This is a genomic window from Zhongshania sp., assembly GCF_047636175.1.
Taxonomy (GTDB): Bacteria; Pseudomonadota; Gammaproteobacteria; order Pseudomonadales; family Spongiibacteraceae; genus Spongiibacter.
This window is the reverse complement of the sequence record NZ_JBLIKC010000009.1, coordinates 44,118-61,882: the sequence shown is the minus strand read 5'-3', so window position 1 is coordinate 61,882 and position 17,765 is coordinate 44,118. Positions and strand designations below refer to the sequence as shown.

At 49.7% G+C, this 17,765-nt stretch carries 18 protein-coding genes; 7 read left to right on the top strand and 11 right to left on the bottom strand.

The window, feature by feature from the left end:
- Nucleotides 1–60: 60 nt before the first annotated feature.
- Entirely contained in the window at nucleotides 61–1,506 is a 1,446-nt protein-coding gene (gene dnaB / locus ACI955_RS07110; RefSeq protein WP_415243045.1) for a replicative DNA helicase, read from the top strand.
- A 12-nt stretch (nucleotides 1,507–1,518) separates the two neighbouring features.
- Here dnaB and tatC read toward each other — a convergent pair whose 3' ends face one another.
- The 10 genes from tatC to ACI955_RS07060 form a co-directional block, all read right to left on the bottom strand.
- The gene (gene tatC, locus ACI955_RS07105) at nucleotides 1,519–2,271 is read right to left on the bottom strand and encodes a twin-arginine translocase subunit TatC (protein WP_415243044.1); all 753 of its coding nucleotides are present in this window, start codon (nucleotides 2,269–2,271) and stop codon (nucleotides 1,519–1,521) included.
- Nucleotides 2,268–2,657 carry a Sec-independent protein translocase protein TatB gene (gene tatB, locus ACI955_RS07100; protein ID WP_415243043.1) on the bottom strand — a complete coding sequence of 130 codons (390 nt, stop codon included), beginning with the start codon at nucleotides 2,655–2,657 and terminating at the stop codon, nucleotides 2,268–2,270. Before tatB ends, tatC begins: the two co-directional genes overlap by 4 nt.
- Nucleotides 2,658–2,888, bottom strand: coding sequence for a Sec-independent protein translocase subunit TatA (tatA, locus tag ACI955_RS07095; protein ID WP_415243042.1), 231 nt, complete (start codon nucleotides 2,886–2,888; stop codon nucleotides 2,658–2,660).
- 41 nt (nucleotides 2,889–2,929) lie between these two features.
- Nucleotides 2,930–3,268, bottom strand: a complete 339-nt coding sequence (locus ACI955_RS07090; protein ID WP_415243041.1) for a phosphoribosyl-ATP diphosphatase — start codon at nucleotides 3,266–3,268, stop codon at nucleotides 2,930–2,932.
- The gene (gene hisI, locus ACI955_RS07085) at nucleotides 3,265–3,666 is read right to left on the bottom strand and encodes a phosphoribosyl-AMP cyclohydrolase (protein ID WP_415243040.1); all 402 of its coding nucleotides are present in this window, start codon (nucleotides 3,664–3,666) and stop codon (nucleotides 3,265–3,267) included. The genes ACI955_RS07090 and hisI overlap by 4 nt, the downstream gene beginning before the upstream one ends.
- Before the next feature lie 43 nt (nucleotides 3,667–3,709).
- Nucleotides 3,710–5,338: a ubiquinone biosynthesis regulatory protein kinase UbiB gene (ubiB, locus tag ACI955_RS07080; RefSeq protein ID WP_415243039.1), complete on the bottom strand. Its 1,629-nt coding sequence runs from the start codon at nucleotides 5,336–5,338 to the stop codon at nucleotides 3,710–3,712.
- A gap of 10 nt (nucleotides 5,339–5,348) precedes the next feature.
- Nucleotides 5,349–5,984 (bottom strand): SCP2 domain-containing protein, encoded by a 636-nt coding sequence (locus tag ACI955_RS07075; protein ID WP_415243038.1) that lies wholly within the window; start codon nucleotides 5,982–5,984, stop codon nucleotides 5,349–5,351.
- Entirely contained in the window at nucleotides 5,981–6,730 is a 750-nt protein-coding gene (ubiE, locus tag ACI955_RS07070) for a bifunctional demethylmenaquinone methyltransferase/2-methoxy-6-polyprenyl-1,4-benzoquinol methylase UbiE (RefSeq protein ID WP_415243037.1), read from the bottom strand. Before ubiE ends, ACI955_RS07075 begins: the two co-directional genes overlap by 4 nt.
- A 123-nt stretch (nucleotides 6,731–6,853) precedes the next feature.
- On the bottom strand, nucleotides 6,854–7,387 hold the full coding sequence (locus ACI955_RS07065) for a replication protein P (protein ID WP_415243036.1): 534 nt from the start codon (nucleotides 7,385–7,387) through the stop codon (nucleotides 6,854–6,856).
- 43 nt (nucleotides 7,388–7,430) lie between these two features.
- Nucleotides 7,431–8,609: a DnaT-like ssDNA-binding domain-containing protein gene (locus ACI955_RS07060; RefSeq protein WP_415243035.1), complete on the bottom strand. Its 1,179-nt coding sequence runs from the start codon at nucleotides 8,607–8,609 to the stop codon at nucleotides 7,431–7,433.
- A 133-nt stretch (nucleotides 8,610–8,742) separates the two neighbouring features.
- Here ACI955_RS07060 and radA point away from each other — a divergent pair, with 133 nt between their 5' ends.
- On the top strand, nucleotides 8,743–10,107 hold the full coding sequence (gene radA / locus ACI955_RS07055; protein WP_415243034.1) for a DNA repair protein RadA: 1,365 nt from the start codon (nucleotides 8,743–8,745) through the stop codon (nucleotides 10,105–10,107).
- 45 nt (nucleotides 10,108–10,152) lie between these two features.
- On the opposite strand, the gene ACI955_RS07050 is transcribed toward radA, so the two are convergent.
- Nucleotides 10,153–12,609, bottom strand: a complete 2,457-nt coding sequence (locus tag ACI955_RS07050; RefSeq protein ID WP_415243033.1) for a penicillin-binding protein 1A — start codon at nucleotides 12,607–12,609, stop codon at nucleotides 10,153–10,155.
- A 170-nt stretch (nucleotides 12,610–12,779) separates the two neighbouring features.
- Between ACI955_RS07050 and ACI955_RS07045 the strand changes: the two genes are divergently transcribed.
- The 5 genes from ACI955_RS07045 to ACI955_RS07025 are packed head-to-tail and all read left to right on the top strand — an operon-like array spanning nucleotide 12,780 to nucleotide 17,762.
- Nucleotides 12,780–13,847: a pilus assembly protein PilM gene (locus ACI955_RS07045; protein ID WP_415243032.1), complete on the top strand. Its 1,068-nt coding sequence runs from the start codon at nucleotides 12,780–12,782 to the stop codon at nucleotides 13,845–13,847.
- Nucleotides 13,847–14,407, top strand: coding sequence for a PilN domain-containing protein (locus ACI955_RS07040; protein ID WP_415243031.1), 561 nt, complete (start codon nucleotides 13,847–13,849; stop codon nucleotides 14,405–14,407). The genes ACI955_RS07045 and ACI955_RS07040 overlap by 1 nt, the downstream gene beginning before the upstream one ends.
- Before the next feature lie 12 nt (nucleotides 14,408–14,419).
- Complete coding sequence (locus tag ACI955_RS07035; RefSeq protein ID WP_415243030.1) at nucleotides 14,420–15,040, top strand: type 4a pilus biogenesis protein PilO; 621 nt, start codon at nucleotides 14,420–14,422, stop codon at nucleotides 15,038–15,040.
- Nucleotides 15,040–15,570, top strand: a complete 531-nt coding sequence (locus tag ACI955_RS07030; protein ID WP_415243029.1) for a pilus assembly protein PilP — start codon at nucleotides 15,040–15,042, stop codon at nucleotides 15,568–15,570. The genes ACI955_RS07035 and ACI955_RS07030 overlap by 1 nt, the downstream gene beginning before the upstream one ends.
- Nucleotides 15,571–15,593: 23 nt before the next feature.
- A complete protein-coding gene (locus ACI955_RS07025; RefSeq protein ID WP_415243028.1) occupies nucleotides 15,594–17,762 on the top strand; it encodes a type IV pilus secretin PilQ in 2,169 nt (722 codons plus the stop codon).
- The last annotated feature ends 3 nt before the right edge of the window (nucleotides 17,763–17,765 follow it).

The following is a 17,765-nucleotide window of genomic DNA, read 5'->3' as shown; positions in this document are numbered from 1 at the left end:
AGCTATGTGAGTAAAAAGCACCACCGCTGTTTGTAGCGGTGGTGCTTTTTTTTTGCCACAATGCTCGATCTTTTAATACTTAGTGACGGTCCCGTGCATCCCGACGTATATCCAGAATCACCGCCAGACTTCTCTGAAGAGCGGGAGTTTGCCCAGCTGAAATTGCCCCCGCACTCGGTAGAGGCTGAGCAGTCAGTGCTTGGCGGCTTGATGATTTCCAATGACGCTTGGGATTCGGTTGCGGATGTTGTTAGTGAGGGTGATTTTTTCCGTCCGGAACACCGCAAAATTTTTGCTCAAATGACGCGGCTTGTTCAGCTTCAGCAACCCATAGACGTTGTCACACTTGCGGAGTCGCTTGCTAAGTCCGGTGAGCTAGAAGCGGTAGGTGGCGCAGCGTATCTGGCTGACATCGCCAGCAATACCCCTTCTGTGGCGAATATCCGCGCCTACGCCCAGGCAGTGCGCGAGCGAGCGACCTTTCGGTCCTTAATCAGCGCCGCCAATGCGATTGCGGACAATAGCTTTAACCCTGAAGGTCGCAATAGTGATGAGATACTGGATGAGGCCGAACGGGCCATCATGCAGATTTCTGAGGAGCGTCCGAAAGTCGGTGGCCTCACGCCAATTAATCCTTTGCTTAAGGAAGCCGTCGATAAAATCGATGAGCTGTTTAGTAGTGAAAACGCGATCACAGGATTAACTACTGGCTTTGAGAAACTGGATGAAATGACCTCAGGCTTGCAAAAGTCGGATCTTATTATTGTTGCGGCCCGGCCCTCGATGGGTAAAACCGCCTTTGCAATGAACTTGGTCGAAAACGCCTTGATGAAGAGCGACTTACCCATGCTGGTGTTCAGTATGGAAATGCCCGCAAATCAGTTAATGATGCGATTATTGTCGTCGGTTGGGCGCATAGCCCAAGACCGGGTGCGCAGTGGCAAGCTTGAAGAAGAGGATTGGCCAAAGCTCAGCGCCGCGGTCACTAAGCTGAAAGACCGGCCCTTATTTATTGATGATACTCCGGCTTTGACGCCAACAGAAGTTCGCTCGCGGGCAAGAAAAATTGTCCGTGAGCACGGTGGTATTGGCATGATCATGCTCGATTACTTACAGCTGATGAAGGTTGCAGGCGCTGCGAATGAGGGGCGGACCGCTGAAATTTCAGAAATCTCGCGCTCACTAAAAGGAATCGCAAAAGAGTTTCAATGCCCGGTTGTGGCACTGTCGCAGTTAAACCGAGCCTTGGAGCAGCGCCCAAATAAGCGGCCAATTAACTCGGATTTACGGGAGTCGGGGGCAATAGAGCAGGATGCCGATGTCATCATGTTTATCTATCGCGACGAAGTGTATAACGAGGAATCGGCAGACAAGGGTATGGCGGAAATCATTATTGGCAAGCAGCGGAACGGCCCAATTGGTACTGCGCGCTTGAGCTTTATTGGTAAGCACACCCGTTTTGAAAATCTGGCCTTTGGCTACCAGAGCTCCGCCGACGAGCAATGATGTTTTTGCAGCCTATTGCTGCTCGTCGCTATTAGCCCTTGTCTTCTTGACCAGCCTGCCAAAAACTATTCCAATTTCAAATAGCAACCACATCGGTCCAGCCAGTAATACTTGCGAGATGACATCTGGCGGTGTCAGCAGCATCCCTACAACAAAGCAGGCGATGATAATGTAAGGGCGTTTTGCAGCTAGCTCATTGGCAGTAATGACGCCGGATGAGATGACCAGCACTGTCGCTATGGGAATCTCAAAAGCCACTCCAAAGGCTAAGAACAGCTTTAGGGCGGTATCGAGGAAGCGCGAGATATCCGGTGTATAGTTCACGCCTTCAGGGGTGATGCCACTGAAAAAGCCAAATACCAGCGGAAATACCACGTAATAGGCAAAGGCAAGGCCAGCGTAAAATAACACCACGCTAGAGGCTAGCAGGGGCGCCGCTATGCGTTTTTCGTGGCGGTACATACCTGGTGAAATGAACTGCCATACTTGGTGCAAGATGACCGGCATCGCCAAGCAGAACGCCGACACCAACACCAGCTTAAACGGGGTGAGGAATGTTGACGCGATCTCAGTCGCGATCATGCTTGTGCCTTCAGGCAACAAGCGCTGCATGGGCTCAGCAACAAAACTATAAATCGTGTTGGCGAAGGGGAATAAGGCCAGGGTGCAGACGAGCACGGCTAAAACAATACGTAACAGGCGGTCACGTAGCTCAGTCAGATGAGCGAGTAGTGGCTGGCCTTGATCTTGTTCTGCATTACTCATGGTTTGTTATCTTGGTCGTTAGCAGCCGGCGATTCCGCTGGTCTTGTATTGTGTTCAGGCTCGGCAGCGGGTGGGTCATTGCTATGCTCGGAATGAATAGTATTCGCTATCTCTGAAATCTGCTGACTAGCCTGATTAATATCGTTGCTTATCGAGTTTTTGGTTTCTTTGAGGGAGGCGAGCACGGACTCATTGTGAAGTTGGCGACGAATTTCGTCTGCCCCGACTTCTTTTTCTATTTCGGCGCGAATGTCGTTAAAACTGCGACGCAGTCTTCCCAGCCAAAGCGAGCCTGTTCGAATGGCGCCGGGTAAGCGTTCCGGGCCAAGGATTAGCAGGCCAAGAACTGCAGTGATCAGCAGTTCAGCAAAGCCAATATCAAACATTTATAGCTTGGACTCGTCTTTTTTCTCAGTATGCTGAGCAGTATCGGCGTCTTCCTGTACGTTCTTCTCAATATTCTTTGCGTCGTCATCACCCTGCATACTGTCTTTAAAGCCTTTTAATGCGCTGCCAAGATCGCCGCCCATGCCTTTAAGCTTTTTAGTACCAAAGAGTAAAACCACTATGGCGAGGATGATTAAGAGTTGCCAGATACTAATGCCACCTAAGCCCATAATATATTCCTCATTCGTTATTTATTTTAATTCAGATTGAATTAAAACTGATTGTCTCTAGCCGCTTTTTCGTCCAATCCCGACAGTCCAAAACGACGCGCGAGTTCATCGAGCACCTGCTGATGGTTGCCGCCCAGATGTGAAAGCATAACCAAGCTATGAAACCAAAGGTCGGCGGTTTCATAAATAAGCTTGCTATTGTCACCATCAAGCTCGGCATCTTTTGCTGCTAGTACCGTTTCTACAGCTTCTTCGCCCACTTTTTCAAGGATCTTGTTTAAGCCTTTGTAGTGTAAGCCGGCGACATATGAGCTGTCGGGGTCGCCGGCTTTGCGTAAAGATAATACGGCATCGAGTTGTTCCAGAATAGACTGTGTCATGATTTATCTACGTTTTGATACATGGTGGCCGGATCTTTTAATACGGCTTCGGTAGTTTGCCAATCACCGCTATTAAGTCTGCGGTAGAAGCAGCTTTGGCGACCCGTATGGCAGGCGATATTACCGAGCTGCTCGACGTGAAGTAACAGGGCGTCGCCATCGCAATCAAGCTCCATGGCATGAATTTTTTGTACGTTTCCAGAGCTTTCGCCCTTGCGCCACAATTTTGCTCGCGAGCGCGACCAATATACGGCGTCGCCACTATTAACGCTGAGCTGCAAAGACTCAGCATTCATCCACGCCATCATCAATACGCGTCCGCTACTGGAGTCTTGCGCAATAGCTGCCACCAAACCGTCGTTATTCCATTTGATGTGTTGGAGAAAATCAGTATTCATTTATTGGCACAACATTGTTTTTTTGTGAGGGTATTACTTTACCTTAGCGACTGCGGATAAAGAAATAGAAAGCGATACCGAATAGCGCGATGCTGCTGTCGGGTAAGTCTTGCAATACCTGTCTTGAATCGGAGTTTGCAATGACTGCGGCACATATCAGTGCGACGATGGCGATGCGCTGATTCCGGGCGCGGGCCGCTTGCTCGCGAACAATAAGGCCGAGCTGGTTTTTATGATGAAGATCATCGCCGGCGTTGTGCTTGCTTGGTGTTCCGCGCTCCAGCAGAGTTTCTGGCAGGTGCGGGAGTTGCTCTAACCAGCCGGGTAGGCGATGGCTAACGCGCTTCAACATGTTTTGTGGTGAATAGCGATCTCGCACCCAGCGCTCTAGGAACGGCATTGCTGTCGCCCATAAATCCAGCTGCGGATATAACTGCCGGCCTAAACCTTCGATGTTCAATAAGGTTTTTTGTAATAGGACTAGCGACGGCTGAACTTCCATATCGAAACGTCGCGCGGTTTGAAATAAGTTGAGCAGCAATTTACCGAAAGAGATTTCAGAGAGTGGCTTTTCGAATATTGGCTCGCTGACACTGCGGATAGCGGCCTCAAATTCGTGAACGCGAGTTTCCGGTGGTACCCAGCCGCATTCAACATGTAGCTCTGCCACTTCGCGGTAATTGCGTTGAAAAATAGCGAGTAGATTGCGTGCTAAATAATATTGATCAAAATCACTTAAGCTGCCAATGATAGCGCAGTCAATGGCAATATATTGTGGCGATGCCGGACGATTGTGCGCCACAAAAACATTACCGGGGTGCATGTCTGCATGAAAGAAACTGTCGCGAAACACCTGCGTGAAAAATATCTCAACACCGCGTTCGGCGAGTTTTTTCATGTCGGTTCCCTGCTCGCGTAGGGATTGAATATCGGTAACGGACGTGCCGTGGATACGCTCCATCACTAGTATATTGCGGCGAGTGTAGTCCCAATATACCTCGGGTACGTAAAGGACCTCAGAGTCTTTAAAGTTGCGTCGCAGCTGAGACGTATTGCCACCTTCGCGTTTAAGATCGAGCTCATCGAAAATAGTGTGGCGATAATCTTCGACAATCTCGACGGGGCGCAGCCGGCGGCCGTCAGGGACGTAGCGCTGAACAAGAACAGCAATAGTTTGTAGTAGGCGAATATCTGCTGCAATGGTGCGTTCTATACCGGGCCTCACTACTTTCACCACGACGTCGATATTGTTGTGCAACGTAGCGGTGTGGACTTGTGCTATCGAGGCAGAGGCCAATGCCTCGTGATCAAAGGCCGCAAATAATTCCGTTATCGGTTTGCCCAGCGCCGATTCAATGGCAGCAACCGCCACCTCGCTGGCAAACGGCGGGACCTGATCTTGCAGCTTAGCTAGCTCTTCAGAAATATCGTCTGGCAGGAGATCGCCCCGTGTCGATAAAACCTGCCCGAATTTAATAAATATGGGACCTAAATTTTCCAGTGCGCAGCGCAGCCGTTCGCCGCTGCTATGGTGCCGGCGGGGAAATAATCGCCATGGCCCGCAGCGCAACAAAAGGCGAACTCGCAGCGGTAATTTTTCGGCGGGAATCAATGTATCTAAGCGGTATCGACAAATAATCCAGCAAATAGCGACAAGGCGACGCAGCCCCATATTCATGTCCTTAGTTTTTATTAGATGTGGCTATGCGTTGTTGCAAGCGCCGGATTTTCGCTTCTAAGCGCTCACTGCGAACTTTCAGCTCGTCGACCTCGCTGTAAAAATCATCAGCCTGACAGGGGTGGGGCACAAGCTGACTTTCTTCCACAATAAACTCACTAAATTGGCGATGTAAGTTTGCGCGAGTGCTGCTGAACCAGCGCTGTCCTGCGCGCAGACCATTGCCGAGTTGGTGCGCGGCGACGTCTCCGAAGGCATCTGCCAGGGGCTGCTCCCAATCGAGGTCTAATTCGGCGAGAATTTTGCGTAATTCTAATAATGGACCGGTGTCGCCACTTATGCTGATATCACCATTAATAAGTGCGGCGGCGGGATCAGTGGCAGTCGCCACCTTGGCGAATTCGCTCCAGCGCCCACTCAGTCGAGTTGTGACCTCATCATTGTGCTGCCCTAAGATTCGCAGGCGTTTGCCGCTAATGCCGATGCCGATATTGAGGTCAGGTTCTTTAAGTTCTAACGAAAAGCGCTGTCCGTTAAGTGCCTGTAATTTGGCACTGGTGGCCGGATCAAGCTGCAAGGCTTTGTTGACTAAATTTTCTAGGCTAGATAAAGCAGCGCTTTGCAGGACCGGTGGAATCACGGCTTGACGCCTCGGTGCACGGCGACAACGCCGGCAGTCATATTATGGTAGCGAACGTCGACAAAACCGGCCTCGGTCATCATACCTTTGAGTGTTTCTTGATCTGGGTGCATGCGAATACTTTCAGCTAAATAGCGATAGCTGTCTTCGTCATTGGCAACCAGCTGCCCCATTTTGGGTAGAATGTCAAAGGAGTAGCGGTCGTAAAGTTTGGCAACGACGGGGTTAACTGGTTTAGAAAACTCTAAGACTAAAAGTCTGCCACCTGGTTTAAGAACGCGGTTCATTGAGCGCAGTGCGGCGTCTTTGTCGGTGACATTCCGCAGACCAAATGCAATGGTGATGCAATCAAAGCTGTTGTCGGGAAACGGTAGGCACTCGGCGTTGGCTTGGACGTATTCAATGTTGCCAACGATGCCTTTATTGGTGAGTTTTTCGCGGCCAACAGTGAGCATGGAATCATTAATGTCGGCAAGAACAACGCGGCCATTAGGGCCAACCAAGCGGCTGAACTTGGCTGCTAGGTCGCCGGTGCCGCCGGCAATATCGAGTACGGCATTTCCGCTGCGCACACCCGAAAGTTCAATAGTAAAGCGCTTCCATAGCCGATGAACGCCACCTGACATCAGGTCATTCATCAGGTCGTATTTGGCGGCAACGGAATGGAAGACGCCCGCGACCATCTTGACCTTATCGTTACTATCTACTGTTTTGTAGCCAAAGTGGGTGGTTTTATCGTCTGCCATAAATTTGCCTGTTCTTTATCATCAGCCGCGTTGGACTGGTTTGAGAGGGCACTATTGTAGCGCTTGCGCGGGCGCCCTGCACGATTGCATTCACGTGTTTAGATTTAAGAGATAAGGTGCGTACTAAATATCCAATTCATCGCGCATTTTCTGCATGCGTTGACGCTGTTCGTCGGGAGAAAGGGGTTTGCTAATGGTTTCGGGTATTGCCTTTTGTGATGGCATGACGAAGGTCTCCCCGTTTTTTACACGCTCGCAAATACCTTCATAATGACGGCGAAAGACCGGATAGGCACTATGTTCGACGGTGCCAGCTAGGTAAAACCAGTCGCTGGCTCGCCCTGCGTGGTATACCGCTTGATGCGACCAGTGGTACTCGGCTTTTGGTTGAGGTGCACGGCAGGCTTCTAAGTAGGCGCTGTGACTGTCTGGCAGGCCGAGTTCGTTATTGTTCGGTTCGCAGTATTTAAGAATACCTTTGATTGTGGGCAAAAACTCCGATTCACGAATAGCACGGTGGGTGGCGGCAACAATGCGATCTGGCTGAATATGCCTTAAATTACTGAACCACAGTTTTTTGGCATAACTGAGTTTTTCAGGATTGGAAAATGCCTTGTTGTACTGGTTGTGGTAGACCAATTCAAATTCTGCAAACATGCGGTTTAGCGCATCGATTACCGCATCTCTATCCGGTTCGGGCTCAGAGTTCGTCTGCCCAGCTGCGGTCGGTGTGTTTTTCGATGAAGCCAGTTGCCTTCTGGTTTGTTCCAGTAGCTTGTTGCTGTCGTGCATTGCTCTGCCCCAGTTGATGACTGTGTGCCCAACGGTATTTTACATGTTGGAGAAATTTTGTGTTCCAAGAGCGGTGGGCGGTGCCGCTGTCTTGCCAAAACAATATGAATTCGGCCACCTGTGCTCTGGCAAATTCAGGGTCAATGCGGGCCATATGAAAGATATCAAATACCGCATCATTGGGTTGCCAGCCTGATTTAATAGGTGCAACCTCGTTCTCATTGCTGACCGTATTGGTGTAACGCGCCCACTGTAAACGAATATGCTGTATAAAGCGTGAATTCCAGTTGCTGTCCGGGGTGCCACGCTCGCGCCAATACAAGATAAATTCGGGAATAGCATCTTCAATAAAATGACGACTGACATGGTCCCGTTCCAATATCTCTAAGGCGTCGTGGCTTGGCTTCCAGCTATCATTTATGGGCTGGGTGCGAGACTCTTCAATTTTTGCATATTGCCGTTTTTTCCAGCGTCGACTTACGTATTGGCTGAAGGCGCTATTCCAGGAGCTCCGGGTCTCACCGGTTTCTCGGTAGTGGGCGATAAACTCGGGCAGCACGGCGGTAATAAAGGCGGGATCTACTTGATTAAACCGGGTTAAATAATCCAGGCCTGCTCTATCGGGTAACCACTCGGCGGGAATAATATTATTGCCGGGAACAGGGTGACTCGGTGGCGCGCTTGTCGGCTTTGCGGTCAGTGGTTTCGCAATGTGATGTTGCTGAGTGCTCAATGGTGCTGTCTTCAGAGCTTGGTTGCTGCTAGCCACTTGTTCTGGTTGTTGGTGTCGCGGTAACGCGAGGCGAACATTTTGTGCGTTGCTCATTAAGGCTGCGCCGATAATAATGAGCCCCTGGTCATGGAGAGTACGCAAGACATCTTCAATCTTGCTTAAATCCCAGAATGGTAATTGTTTCACGAGCTGGTCTTTATCAATGAGAAACCAGTGCTGTCCTTGGCTTTCTCTACCGGTGAGTAAAGGCAACCATTCGGCGAGTAGTTGATATAGCAGTGCGGCCTCTAGCCCCAAAGTGGCGGCGAGGGAGGGAGAGACAAGCAATGGGCGTTCTACAAGTGCGGCTGACATCTCAGGTACTCTGATAATAGCGAGTCATTGTACGGTGTTGGTGGGTCGGCTGTCAGCTCTGTGTCAGGGCGAATAGGCTTCCATCAATGATTGGCACGTTAATGAAAAGGTAAAGGGCATTTTAGGTGGTTTTATGGCAAAACAAAAAACAGCGTTTGTATGTGTAGATTGTGGCTCTGAGCACAATAAGTGGCAGGGGCAGTGTCAGGATTGCGGGGTTTGGAACACCTTGTCGGAAATACGGCTAGGGCCGGCAAGCTCGACTAAAATTACGTCGTCGCGGCAAGGCTACGCTGGCGCCGTGGGTGGTGAAGTACAGATGCTGGCGAATGTCAGTATTGAGGCTTTGCCGCGACAGTCTACTGGCTTTGATGAGTTTGATCGTGTGCTCGGAGGCGGCTTGGTGCCGGGGTCGGCGGTGCTCTTGGGTGGGCACCCTGGGGCGGGTAAGAGCACCTTGTTGCTGCAGGTGCTATGCAGGTTAGCAGCGCACTGTGAATGTTTATATGCAACGGGTGAGGAGTCTCTGCCACAAATTGCAATGCGGGCGCAACGCTTAGGCTTAAAGGCCCACACCTTAAAATTATGTGCAGAAACCAGCCTTCACCGATTGCTTAGCCAGGCGGCAGCGAATAAGCCCAAGGTCTTGGTAGTCGATTCTATACAGGTGCTACATAGCGACGATGTGAGCTCTGCGCCGGGCAGTGTGTCGCAGGTGCGAGAGTGTGCGGCGGCCTTGACCCGATTTGCTAAGGAGACTGGCACCGTGCTGATTATGGTTGGCCATGTGACCAAAGACGGCGGCTTAGCCGGACCAAAAGTGTTGGAGCACATTATCGATTGTTCGATTATGTTGGAGGGCAGTAGTGATAGTCGCTATCGAACCTTGCGAGGAAGTAAGAACCGCTTTGGCGCGGTGAATGAACTCGGTGTGTTTGCCATGACTGAACTAGGGTTGAAAGAGGTAAAAAATCCATCGGCAATATTTTTGAATCGCGGCGATGTTGTGACATCAGGCAGCACGGTCATGGTGGTTTGGGAGGGAACCAGACCCCTTTTGGTAGAAATTCAGGCGCTGGTAGATAGCTCTGGATTTGGTAATCCGCGCCGAGTAGCGGTGGGTTTGGAACAAAATCGCTTGGCGATGCTGCTGGCGGTATTGCATCGCCATGGTGGCTTGCAAGTCGGTGACCAGGATGTATTTGTGAACGTTGTTGGTGGCATTAAGGTGCTAGAAACGGGCTCGGACTTGGCCTTGTTATTTGCCATTGTTTCCAGCTTTCGTGACCGGCCTCTTCCTGAGGACTTGGTGGTTTTTGGCGAGGTTGGTTTGTCTGGCGAAATTAGACCGGTGCCGAGTGGGCAGGAGCGTATACAAGAAGCGAGGAAACATGGTTTTAGGCGCGCTATTGTGCCCCACGGCAATATGCCGCGCGGCGATTTAGGAATGACCGTGACTGGCGTGAAAACCTTGGCGGAAGCTTTAGAGGCGATATAAAGAATAAACCTCGCCGAGCTCAACCTCGGCGGAGCTTAAATCTCTTTAGAAAATTTCTATGGGGTCGTCGCTACCGGAACCGTAGGGATTAGTCGCTTGATTGAGGTCTTCACTGGGCGCATTGTCCGTTCTGAAGTATTCAAAAATGGCGTTGCTTTGCCCGGGGCGAGCGAGGCTGCCGGTATCTGGATCGATGCGAACAGAAATAATACTGTCAGGTTGTTTAAGTTGGCGTTCAGGGACGCCTTTTAGGGCCTCGCGCATATAATCGATCCAGATGGGTAGCGCCACAGACCCGCCGTATTCGCGGCGACCGAGATTAAGGTTTTGATCGAAGCCCACCCATGTTGAGGTCACAATGCCGCCGCTGTAACCGGAAAACCAAGCATCGGTTGGGCCGTTGGTGGTGCCGGTCTTACCTGCGGCATCCCCGCGTTTTAAAACTAAGGCTTTGCGGCCGGTACCTCGAGTAATGACATCCTGCAAAATACTATCAATAAGAAAGGCGACCTCTTCGTTAAGTACGCGCTTGGCGAGCCGCGGCTGCAAGGCATCATCGCCGGCAGAAATAATGTCATCAAGAGTATCGGCTTCGACGCTTCTAAGAGCTTGGGCGCTGTCTTCCTCAATGCAGCTGCGGCACACAATGTCTGGGTCTGCGCGGTAAATGGTATTGCCGTCGCGGTCGATAATCCGGTCGATGAGGTAAGGTGAGATTTTGTAGCCGCCATTCGCAAAAACCGCGTAACCACTTACGATATCTAGCGGGGTTAGCGAGTGACTTCCCAGCGCTAGGGATAGATCTCTGGGGAGTTTACTTGGATCGAAACCAAAGCGGCCAACATAGTTAATCGCTTTGCGTATGCCAAGATCGCGTAATACTCTGATAGAAACTAAATTTCGAGATAGGTATAGCGCTTGACGCAGTCGCATCGGTCCATTAAATCGACCGTTGTCATTGCTGGGGCGCCAGGTGCTCCCCAGGGCATCGTCATCAAAGACGATGGGGGCATCGTTAATAATGGTTGCTGGTGTAAAGCCATTATCTAGCGCGGCGGTGTAAATAAACGGTTTAAAGTTTGAGCCGGGCTGACGTTCAGCTTGAGTGACGCGATTAAACGCACTTCGTTGGTAATTATAGCCGCCAACCAAACTTAGAATAGCGCCGCTGTCGGCGTCTAAAGATACCAAGGCGCTCTGAACCTTGGGCAGTTGTGATAGTTCCCAGTGCCTTGGGCTGGTGCTACTCATCCTTACGCGGATAACGTCGCCGGCCTTTAAAAGCTCTGATGCCGATTCGGCGGCGTAACTTACGCGATCTTCGCTGATGTAACGCACGGTTTTGGCAAGTCCGTGCTCCCATTCAAGTGTGGTTTGCAGCTCCCCCGGGAGTAAAATTGCCGCGCTTTTTTCTGCTACATCTAATACCAACGCGGGATGCCACGGACCAATATTACCAATTTCTTCCAGTTTTTGACTGAGATTTCGACGGTTTTCTGGATCTATTTCGGCAGGTAGTACCCATTGACGCTCAGCGCCGCGGTATCCGTGGCGAGTGTCATATTCGATCACCCCGTCGACAAGCGATTTATTGGCGGTTTCTTGCAAATTGGCCTTTACCGTAGTGATGACGGTGTAGCCTTCTTCGTAAGCTGAGCGACCGAATCTCTTGAGCATATTGAGACGTACCATCTCTGCAACGTAGGGGGCGTCAACGTCGAACTGGGTGCCGTGGGCCTTGGCGCTAATGGGTTCTAGCATGGCGTCGTTATAATCGTTGTCACTGATATAGCCTAGGCTAAGCATTCGACCGAGTATCCAATCCCTGCGCACTTTTGCCCTTGAAGGGTTGGCCACGGGGTTGTAGGCAGACGGGGCTTTGGGTAAGCCGGCAATCATTGCCATTTGTGCTAGGTTTAGTTCACGTATAGGTTTTCCGTAATAAACTTGTGCTGCAGCTTCTATACCGTAGGCATGGTTGCCGAGAAAGATTTTGTTTAAGTACAATTCTAAGATATCGCCTTTGCTAAGTGCGCGTTCAATTTCGATGGCGAGGAAGATTTCAGTAAATTTTCTGGTGAAGGTCCGCTCTTGGCTCAGGAAATAATTTTTTGCTACCTGCATTGTAATGGTAGAGCCGCCAGATTGGATGCTACCACTGGTGACTAACTGGGATGCGGCTCGGAGTAAACCGCTGATATCAACGCCACGGTGGGTGTAGAAATGGTCGTCTTCGGCTGCGAGGAAGGCATCGATGAAGAGTTTGGGAACTTCTTGAATGCTGATCGGTGACCGACGCTTCTCGCCAAACTCCCCAAGTAATTTGCCGTCGGCGCTAAAAATACGCAGCGGGGTTTGTAATTGAGTGTCTTTTAGCGCCTCGATAGAGGGTAGTTTGGGACTGATATAAAGAAATGCGGTGGCAAACACCATCAATGCACCGCAGCAGGCGAGGATGATTAGGCCTGCAAAAATACGAAGATAGTGCGTCTTACTGGACATATTGTTCCTTTGAATAGATTTGGAAATTACAGTTCGAACGGTAGGATAACGAAAAGTGTGGATTTTCGATGTCTTTTTTTTCAGAACTATTTGCGCATTGGTATACACTGGTATTTAATCTTATATATAAGAGTTCGCCCTAAGTCCACGATGTAAATAGGAAAATTACAGTGCTAGATGGCTTGTTTGGCGGTCGCGGTTCCCGCAGTTTGCTAGGTATAGACATTAGCTCCAGTGCCGTAAAATTGCTGGAGTTAAGCCGTAGTGGCGAAAAATATCGTGTAGAAAGTTACGCAGTTATGTCTTTGCCCGCACAATCTGTGGTGGAAAAAAATATTGCCGAGGTTGAGGCCGTCGGTGAAATTGTGAGAGCAGTTCACGCGCGTTCAAAGTCTAAATTGAAGCGGGCAGCCTTGGCAGTGCCCGGTTCAGCCGTCATTACTAAGATTCTTCACATGCCTGCGGGCATGCATGAAAACGCGCTGGAAATACAGATCTCTTTAGAGGCCGATCAATATATTCCATACCCCTTGGATGAGGTCTCGCTTGACTTCGAAGTACTAGGGGAGCTTGAAAATAACCCAGAAGAAGTTGAAGTGATATTGGTTGCTTGTCGACGCGACAATGTCGATACCCGCGTTGAAGCTTTAGACATTGCGGGGATTGAGCCCAAAGTCGTCGATGTAGAAGCCTATGCGATAGAGCGGAGTTATGACCTGATTTCGCAGCAGATTGGCGCAGACGAAAACACGTTAGTTGCCATAGTAGATGTGGGTGCCAGTATGACCTCGCTCACGGTCATTGTGGCAGGCGAAACAATATATACCCGCGATCAAATGTTTGGTGGCCGCCAGTTAACAGATGAGATCCAGCGTCGCTATGGATTAACGGTGGAAGAAGCCGGTTTAGCTAAAAAGCAGGGCGGGCTTTCCGATGACTACGATAGCGAAGTTTTAGCGCCGTTCCGAGAGGCAGTTATTCAACAGGTTTCACGCTCTCTGCAGTTTTTTTATTCAGCTAGTCAATATAGCAGTGTCGACATTATTTTACTCGCCGGCGGTGTGGCCGCCATGCAGGGGCTAGCAGAATTGGTGGAAGAGCGTGTCGAGATTAGCACGGTAATAGCGAATCCATTTGCCTCCATGTCTGTTGCGCCGGGGGTGGACGCGATGAAGCTGACTAGCGATGCACCGGCGATGTTAATTGCCTGTGGCTTGGCGCTTAGGAGTTTTGATTAATGGCAACTATTAATCTATTGCCTTGGCGTGAAGAGCGCCGCCAGCTGATTAAAACGCAGTTTTTGGTAGTTTTATGCGGGTCCGCATTATTGGCGGTATTATTGGTGGTGCTGGCTATGTCGGTGGTTAACAGTGCTATCAGCCATCAAAACGGTCGAAACGCCTATTTAAACGGGCAAATTAACAAAATAAACAAAGAAGTAGCGGAAATTAAAAATCTTGAAACGCGTCGCCAGCAGTTACTAGATCGAATGACAATTATTCAAGATCTCCAGGGTACCCGACCATTAATTGTTCGTGTCTTTGACGAGATGGTAAGAACCTTACCCGACGGCCTGTTTTATACCTCGGTAAGTCGCCGGGGTGGACGTATTGATGCTCAGGGGATTGCAGAGTCGAATAGCCGCGTGTCCAGCTTGATGCGTAAGTTAGATGCTTCACCATGGTTTGCTGATCCAAACCTGACGGCGGTAAGTGCCGCATCAGCTTATGGCGAGCAGGCGAGCAGTTTTAAACTGTCCTACAAGATCAGTGCGCCTGCGCCTGACGATGAGAAATAGGAGACGATGGCCGTGGCAGCGTGGCAAGAGCTGGTAGACGAGCTGAAGAGCTTCGACCTTAGCGAACTCAATGCCGATAATATTGGTGCTTGGCCGCAGTTAATCCGGGTCGGCGCCTGGGTCGGTGTTTTCATTTTGTGTATCGTTGGTGGGTATTTTTATGTCATTGCAGATTTGCGTCTAGAGCTAGACAGTGCTGAGACTAAAGAGCTGAAGCTTAAAGGTGACTTTGAGAAAAAAGCGTTTAAAGCCGCGAAACTCATACCCTTGAAGAAGCAAATGGCGGAAATGGAAGAGTCTTTTGGCATTCTTTTGAGTCAGCTTCCCGCCGACACTGAAGTGCCAGGTCTGCTCGAGGATATGACTGAGAAAGCGGTGTCTAACGGGTTGGATATAAGTAGTATCCAGCTGCAGTCTGAGCGTGTGGAAGAATTTTATGTGGAATTGCCGATTGCGATCAGGGTTAGTGGTAGCTACCACGATCTTGCCGCGTTTGTGAGTGGAATTGCCGGCTTGCCACGAATAGTTACGCTGCACAATTACACTATTAATTCTGATGACAATTTAAGTCGGCAAACTATGTCGATAACGGCCAAGACCTATCGATATAAAGACCAGGGGGGAGGCAGCTAATGATGAGCTCTCGTTTGGTGCTAGGCGTTATGGGTACATTGCTACTTGTTGCCTGCAGTGGCGGTAATCAATATTCCGATTTAGATGCTTTTGTTGCCGAGAAGCGTGCGTCGCCATCTGGACAAATTGCACCGATCCCTGCTTTAAAAGCTTACCGCGCCTTTAGCTATACAGCCTCCGGTTTGCGGGCACCGTTCAATCGGCCGGTGGATGTTAAAGAGATCGCCCGACTTGAATCGGGTGGCAATGTCAGGCCTGATTTAAAGCGCGAGAAAGAGTTCTTAGAACAGTTCTCGCTGGATTCTATAACCGTGGTCGGAACCGTGCGCTTAGATGGTCTATTGTGGGCCTTAGTAAAAGATCCTGATGGTGGCGTTCACCGAGTGCGGAAGAATAACTATCTTGGCCGTAATTTCGGAAATATCATTGGCGTCGCTGAAAATTACCTGACAGTGGTGGAAATTGTTTCTACCGGCGGAGATGGTTGGGTTGAGAGGCCTCGCTCCCTTGAACTGAGAGTCCGTAAGTAAGAAATATAAAGGCGGAGAAGTACATGAATACCCGAGTGCAAATACAGTGCGAAAGTCCTTGCCGTCAAAGCGGTCTGGGAAGACAACTCCTTAGCGGAATATGTTTGCTCTTGGCATCAGTGACTGTTATGGCCTCTAATTTAAAAGATGTGCAGTTTAATTCTTTGCAAGGTGGCAGTTTTGAGGCTCGATTAACGTTTGATGGCCCAGCGCCTGAGGTGAAAGGCTACACGATTGAAAAGCCCGCCCGGATTGCCCTAGATTTAGTGGGTGTGGGTAATATGCTCAAGCAGAAAAAATTTCCTCTAGCCTATGATAATGCCAGCAGCGCGGTAGTCTTAGAAGGTCGTGACCGCACACGCGTGGTGCTGAATTTGATCAAGCTGGCGTCATATCAAACGCGCCAAGAAGGGAATGTATTAATTGTTGAGGTGGGTAGTGGCGGCAGCCAAGCGTATCTCAAAGAGAAGTATAACAAGCCTTTAACCTCCACTGCGGCTGCGGTAAGTGCTGTGAACAGTATTACTGATTTGGATTTTCGTCGGGGTGAAAATGGTGAGGGGCGTTTAGTCATTCAGCTCGCCAATGCCAACGCGAATGTAAATGTGTTTGTTGAAGGGTCAAAAATTAAAGTTGATTTTGGTGGTGTTAGCCTGCCGCAGAATTTGCAGCGCCGTTTTGATGTTGGCGATTTTGCGACGCCGGTGAAAAGTATTGATGCGCGTATGGGCGATAAGGGCGCCAAATTGGCTTTGGAGGCCAGCGGTGAATACGACTATTTAGCCTACCAGACTGATACTGAGTACGTTGTTAGTGTTAAACGGCTAACGAAAAAAGAGCTGGAAGATCGTCGTCGTGAGTTTGTCTTTGTTGGTGAAAAACTGTCCTTGAATTTCCAGGATATTGAAGTTCGCTCGGTACTCCAACTTATAGCTGATTTTACCGAATTAAACTTAGTTGCCAGCGACACGGTAAAGGGCAATATCACTCTGCGTTTGCAAAATGTACCCTGGGATCAGGCGTTGGAGTTGGTATTAAAAACCAAGGGCTTAGATAAGCGACAGGTTGGTAATGTATTAATGGTGGCGCCTGCCGCGGAAATAGCGGAGCGTGAGCGTCAGGAAATTGAAGCTCAGAGACAGGTGGAAGAGCTTGCGCCGCTGCAAAGTGAGTTTATTCGTGTTCGCTATGCTGATGCAGCAGAATTATTCAAGCTGTTTAGGCCAAGTAGAAACGGAAATGGTTCAGAAGACGAGAACTCAACCGGTAGTATTTTGTCGCCCCGAGGCAAGGTTATCGTCGATGAGCGCACAAATTCTTTATTGATCACCGAAACCGCAGAGCGTTTAGAAGAGTTTCGTCGCTTGATCGCGTTAATTGATGTGCCGGTCCGCCAGGTTCAAATAGAGGCGAGAATTGTACGTGCCAGCTCTGACTTTGACCGTTCGCTCGGTGTGAAGTGGGGTGGTGCTTATGTTAAAGCTGACGGCAACAAGGTCTACTCTGCAAACGGTGATATCGCTAGCGATCAAGCCACTCAGAATAATTACTTAAGCGCTTTGGCTGCGGGTTCCCCGACATATACTGCGGTACCAGGTTTAGTGACTGATTTGGGCGTATCGGGCGCTGCGGGTTCGTTTGCGCTTGGCTTCATTAGCTCGGACGTCCTTTTAAACTTAGAGTTATCTGCGCTAGAGTCTAAAGGTCGCGGTGAGATTGTATCGCAGCCAAGGGTGGTGACCGGTGATAAAGAGCCAGCCATTATCAAATCAGGTACTGAAATTCCGTATCCAGAGTCTTCTGCTAGTGGCGAGACTACGATCGCCTTTAAAGAGGCTGTTCTAAAACTGGACGTCACGCCTATTATTACCCCCGACGATCGTATTATCATGGACTTAACGATTAACCAGGATTCGATTGGCTCCTTAGTTATAGCCACTGGTTTCGGCGGGCAAGTACCGACTATCGACACCACCGAGCTTAAAACTCGGGTCTTGGTCAGCAACGGTGAGACCGTTGTATTAGGTGGTGTATATGATCAGTTGGATATTTCATCTGAGACCAAAGTCCCCTTCCTCGGTGATATTCCATTTATAGGGCGTTTATTTAAGAGTACGACGATATCGCGTGAAAAGCAGGAAACACTGATATTTATTACTCCGCGTATTCTGGCCGACAGTTTGGTAGATTAATGT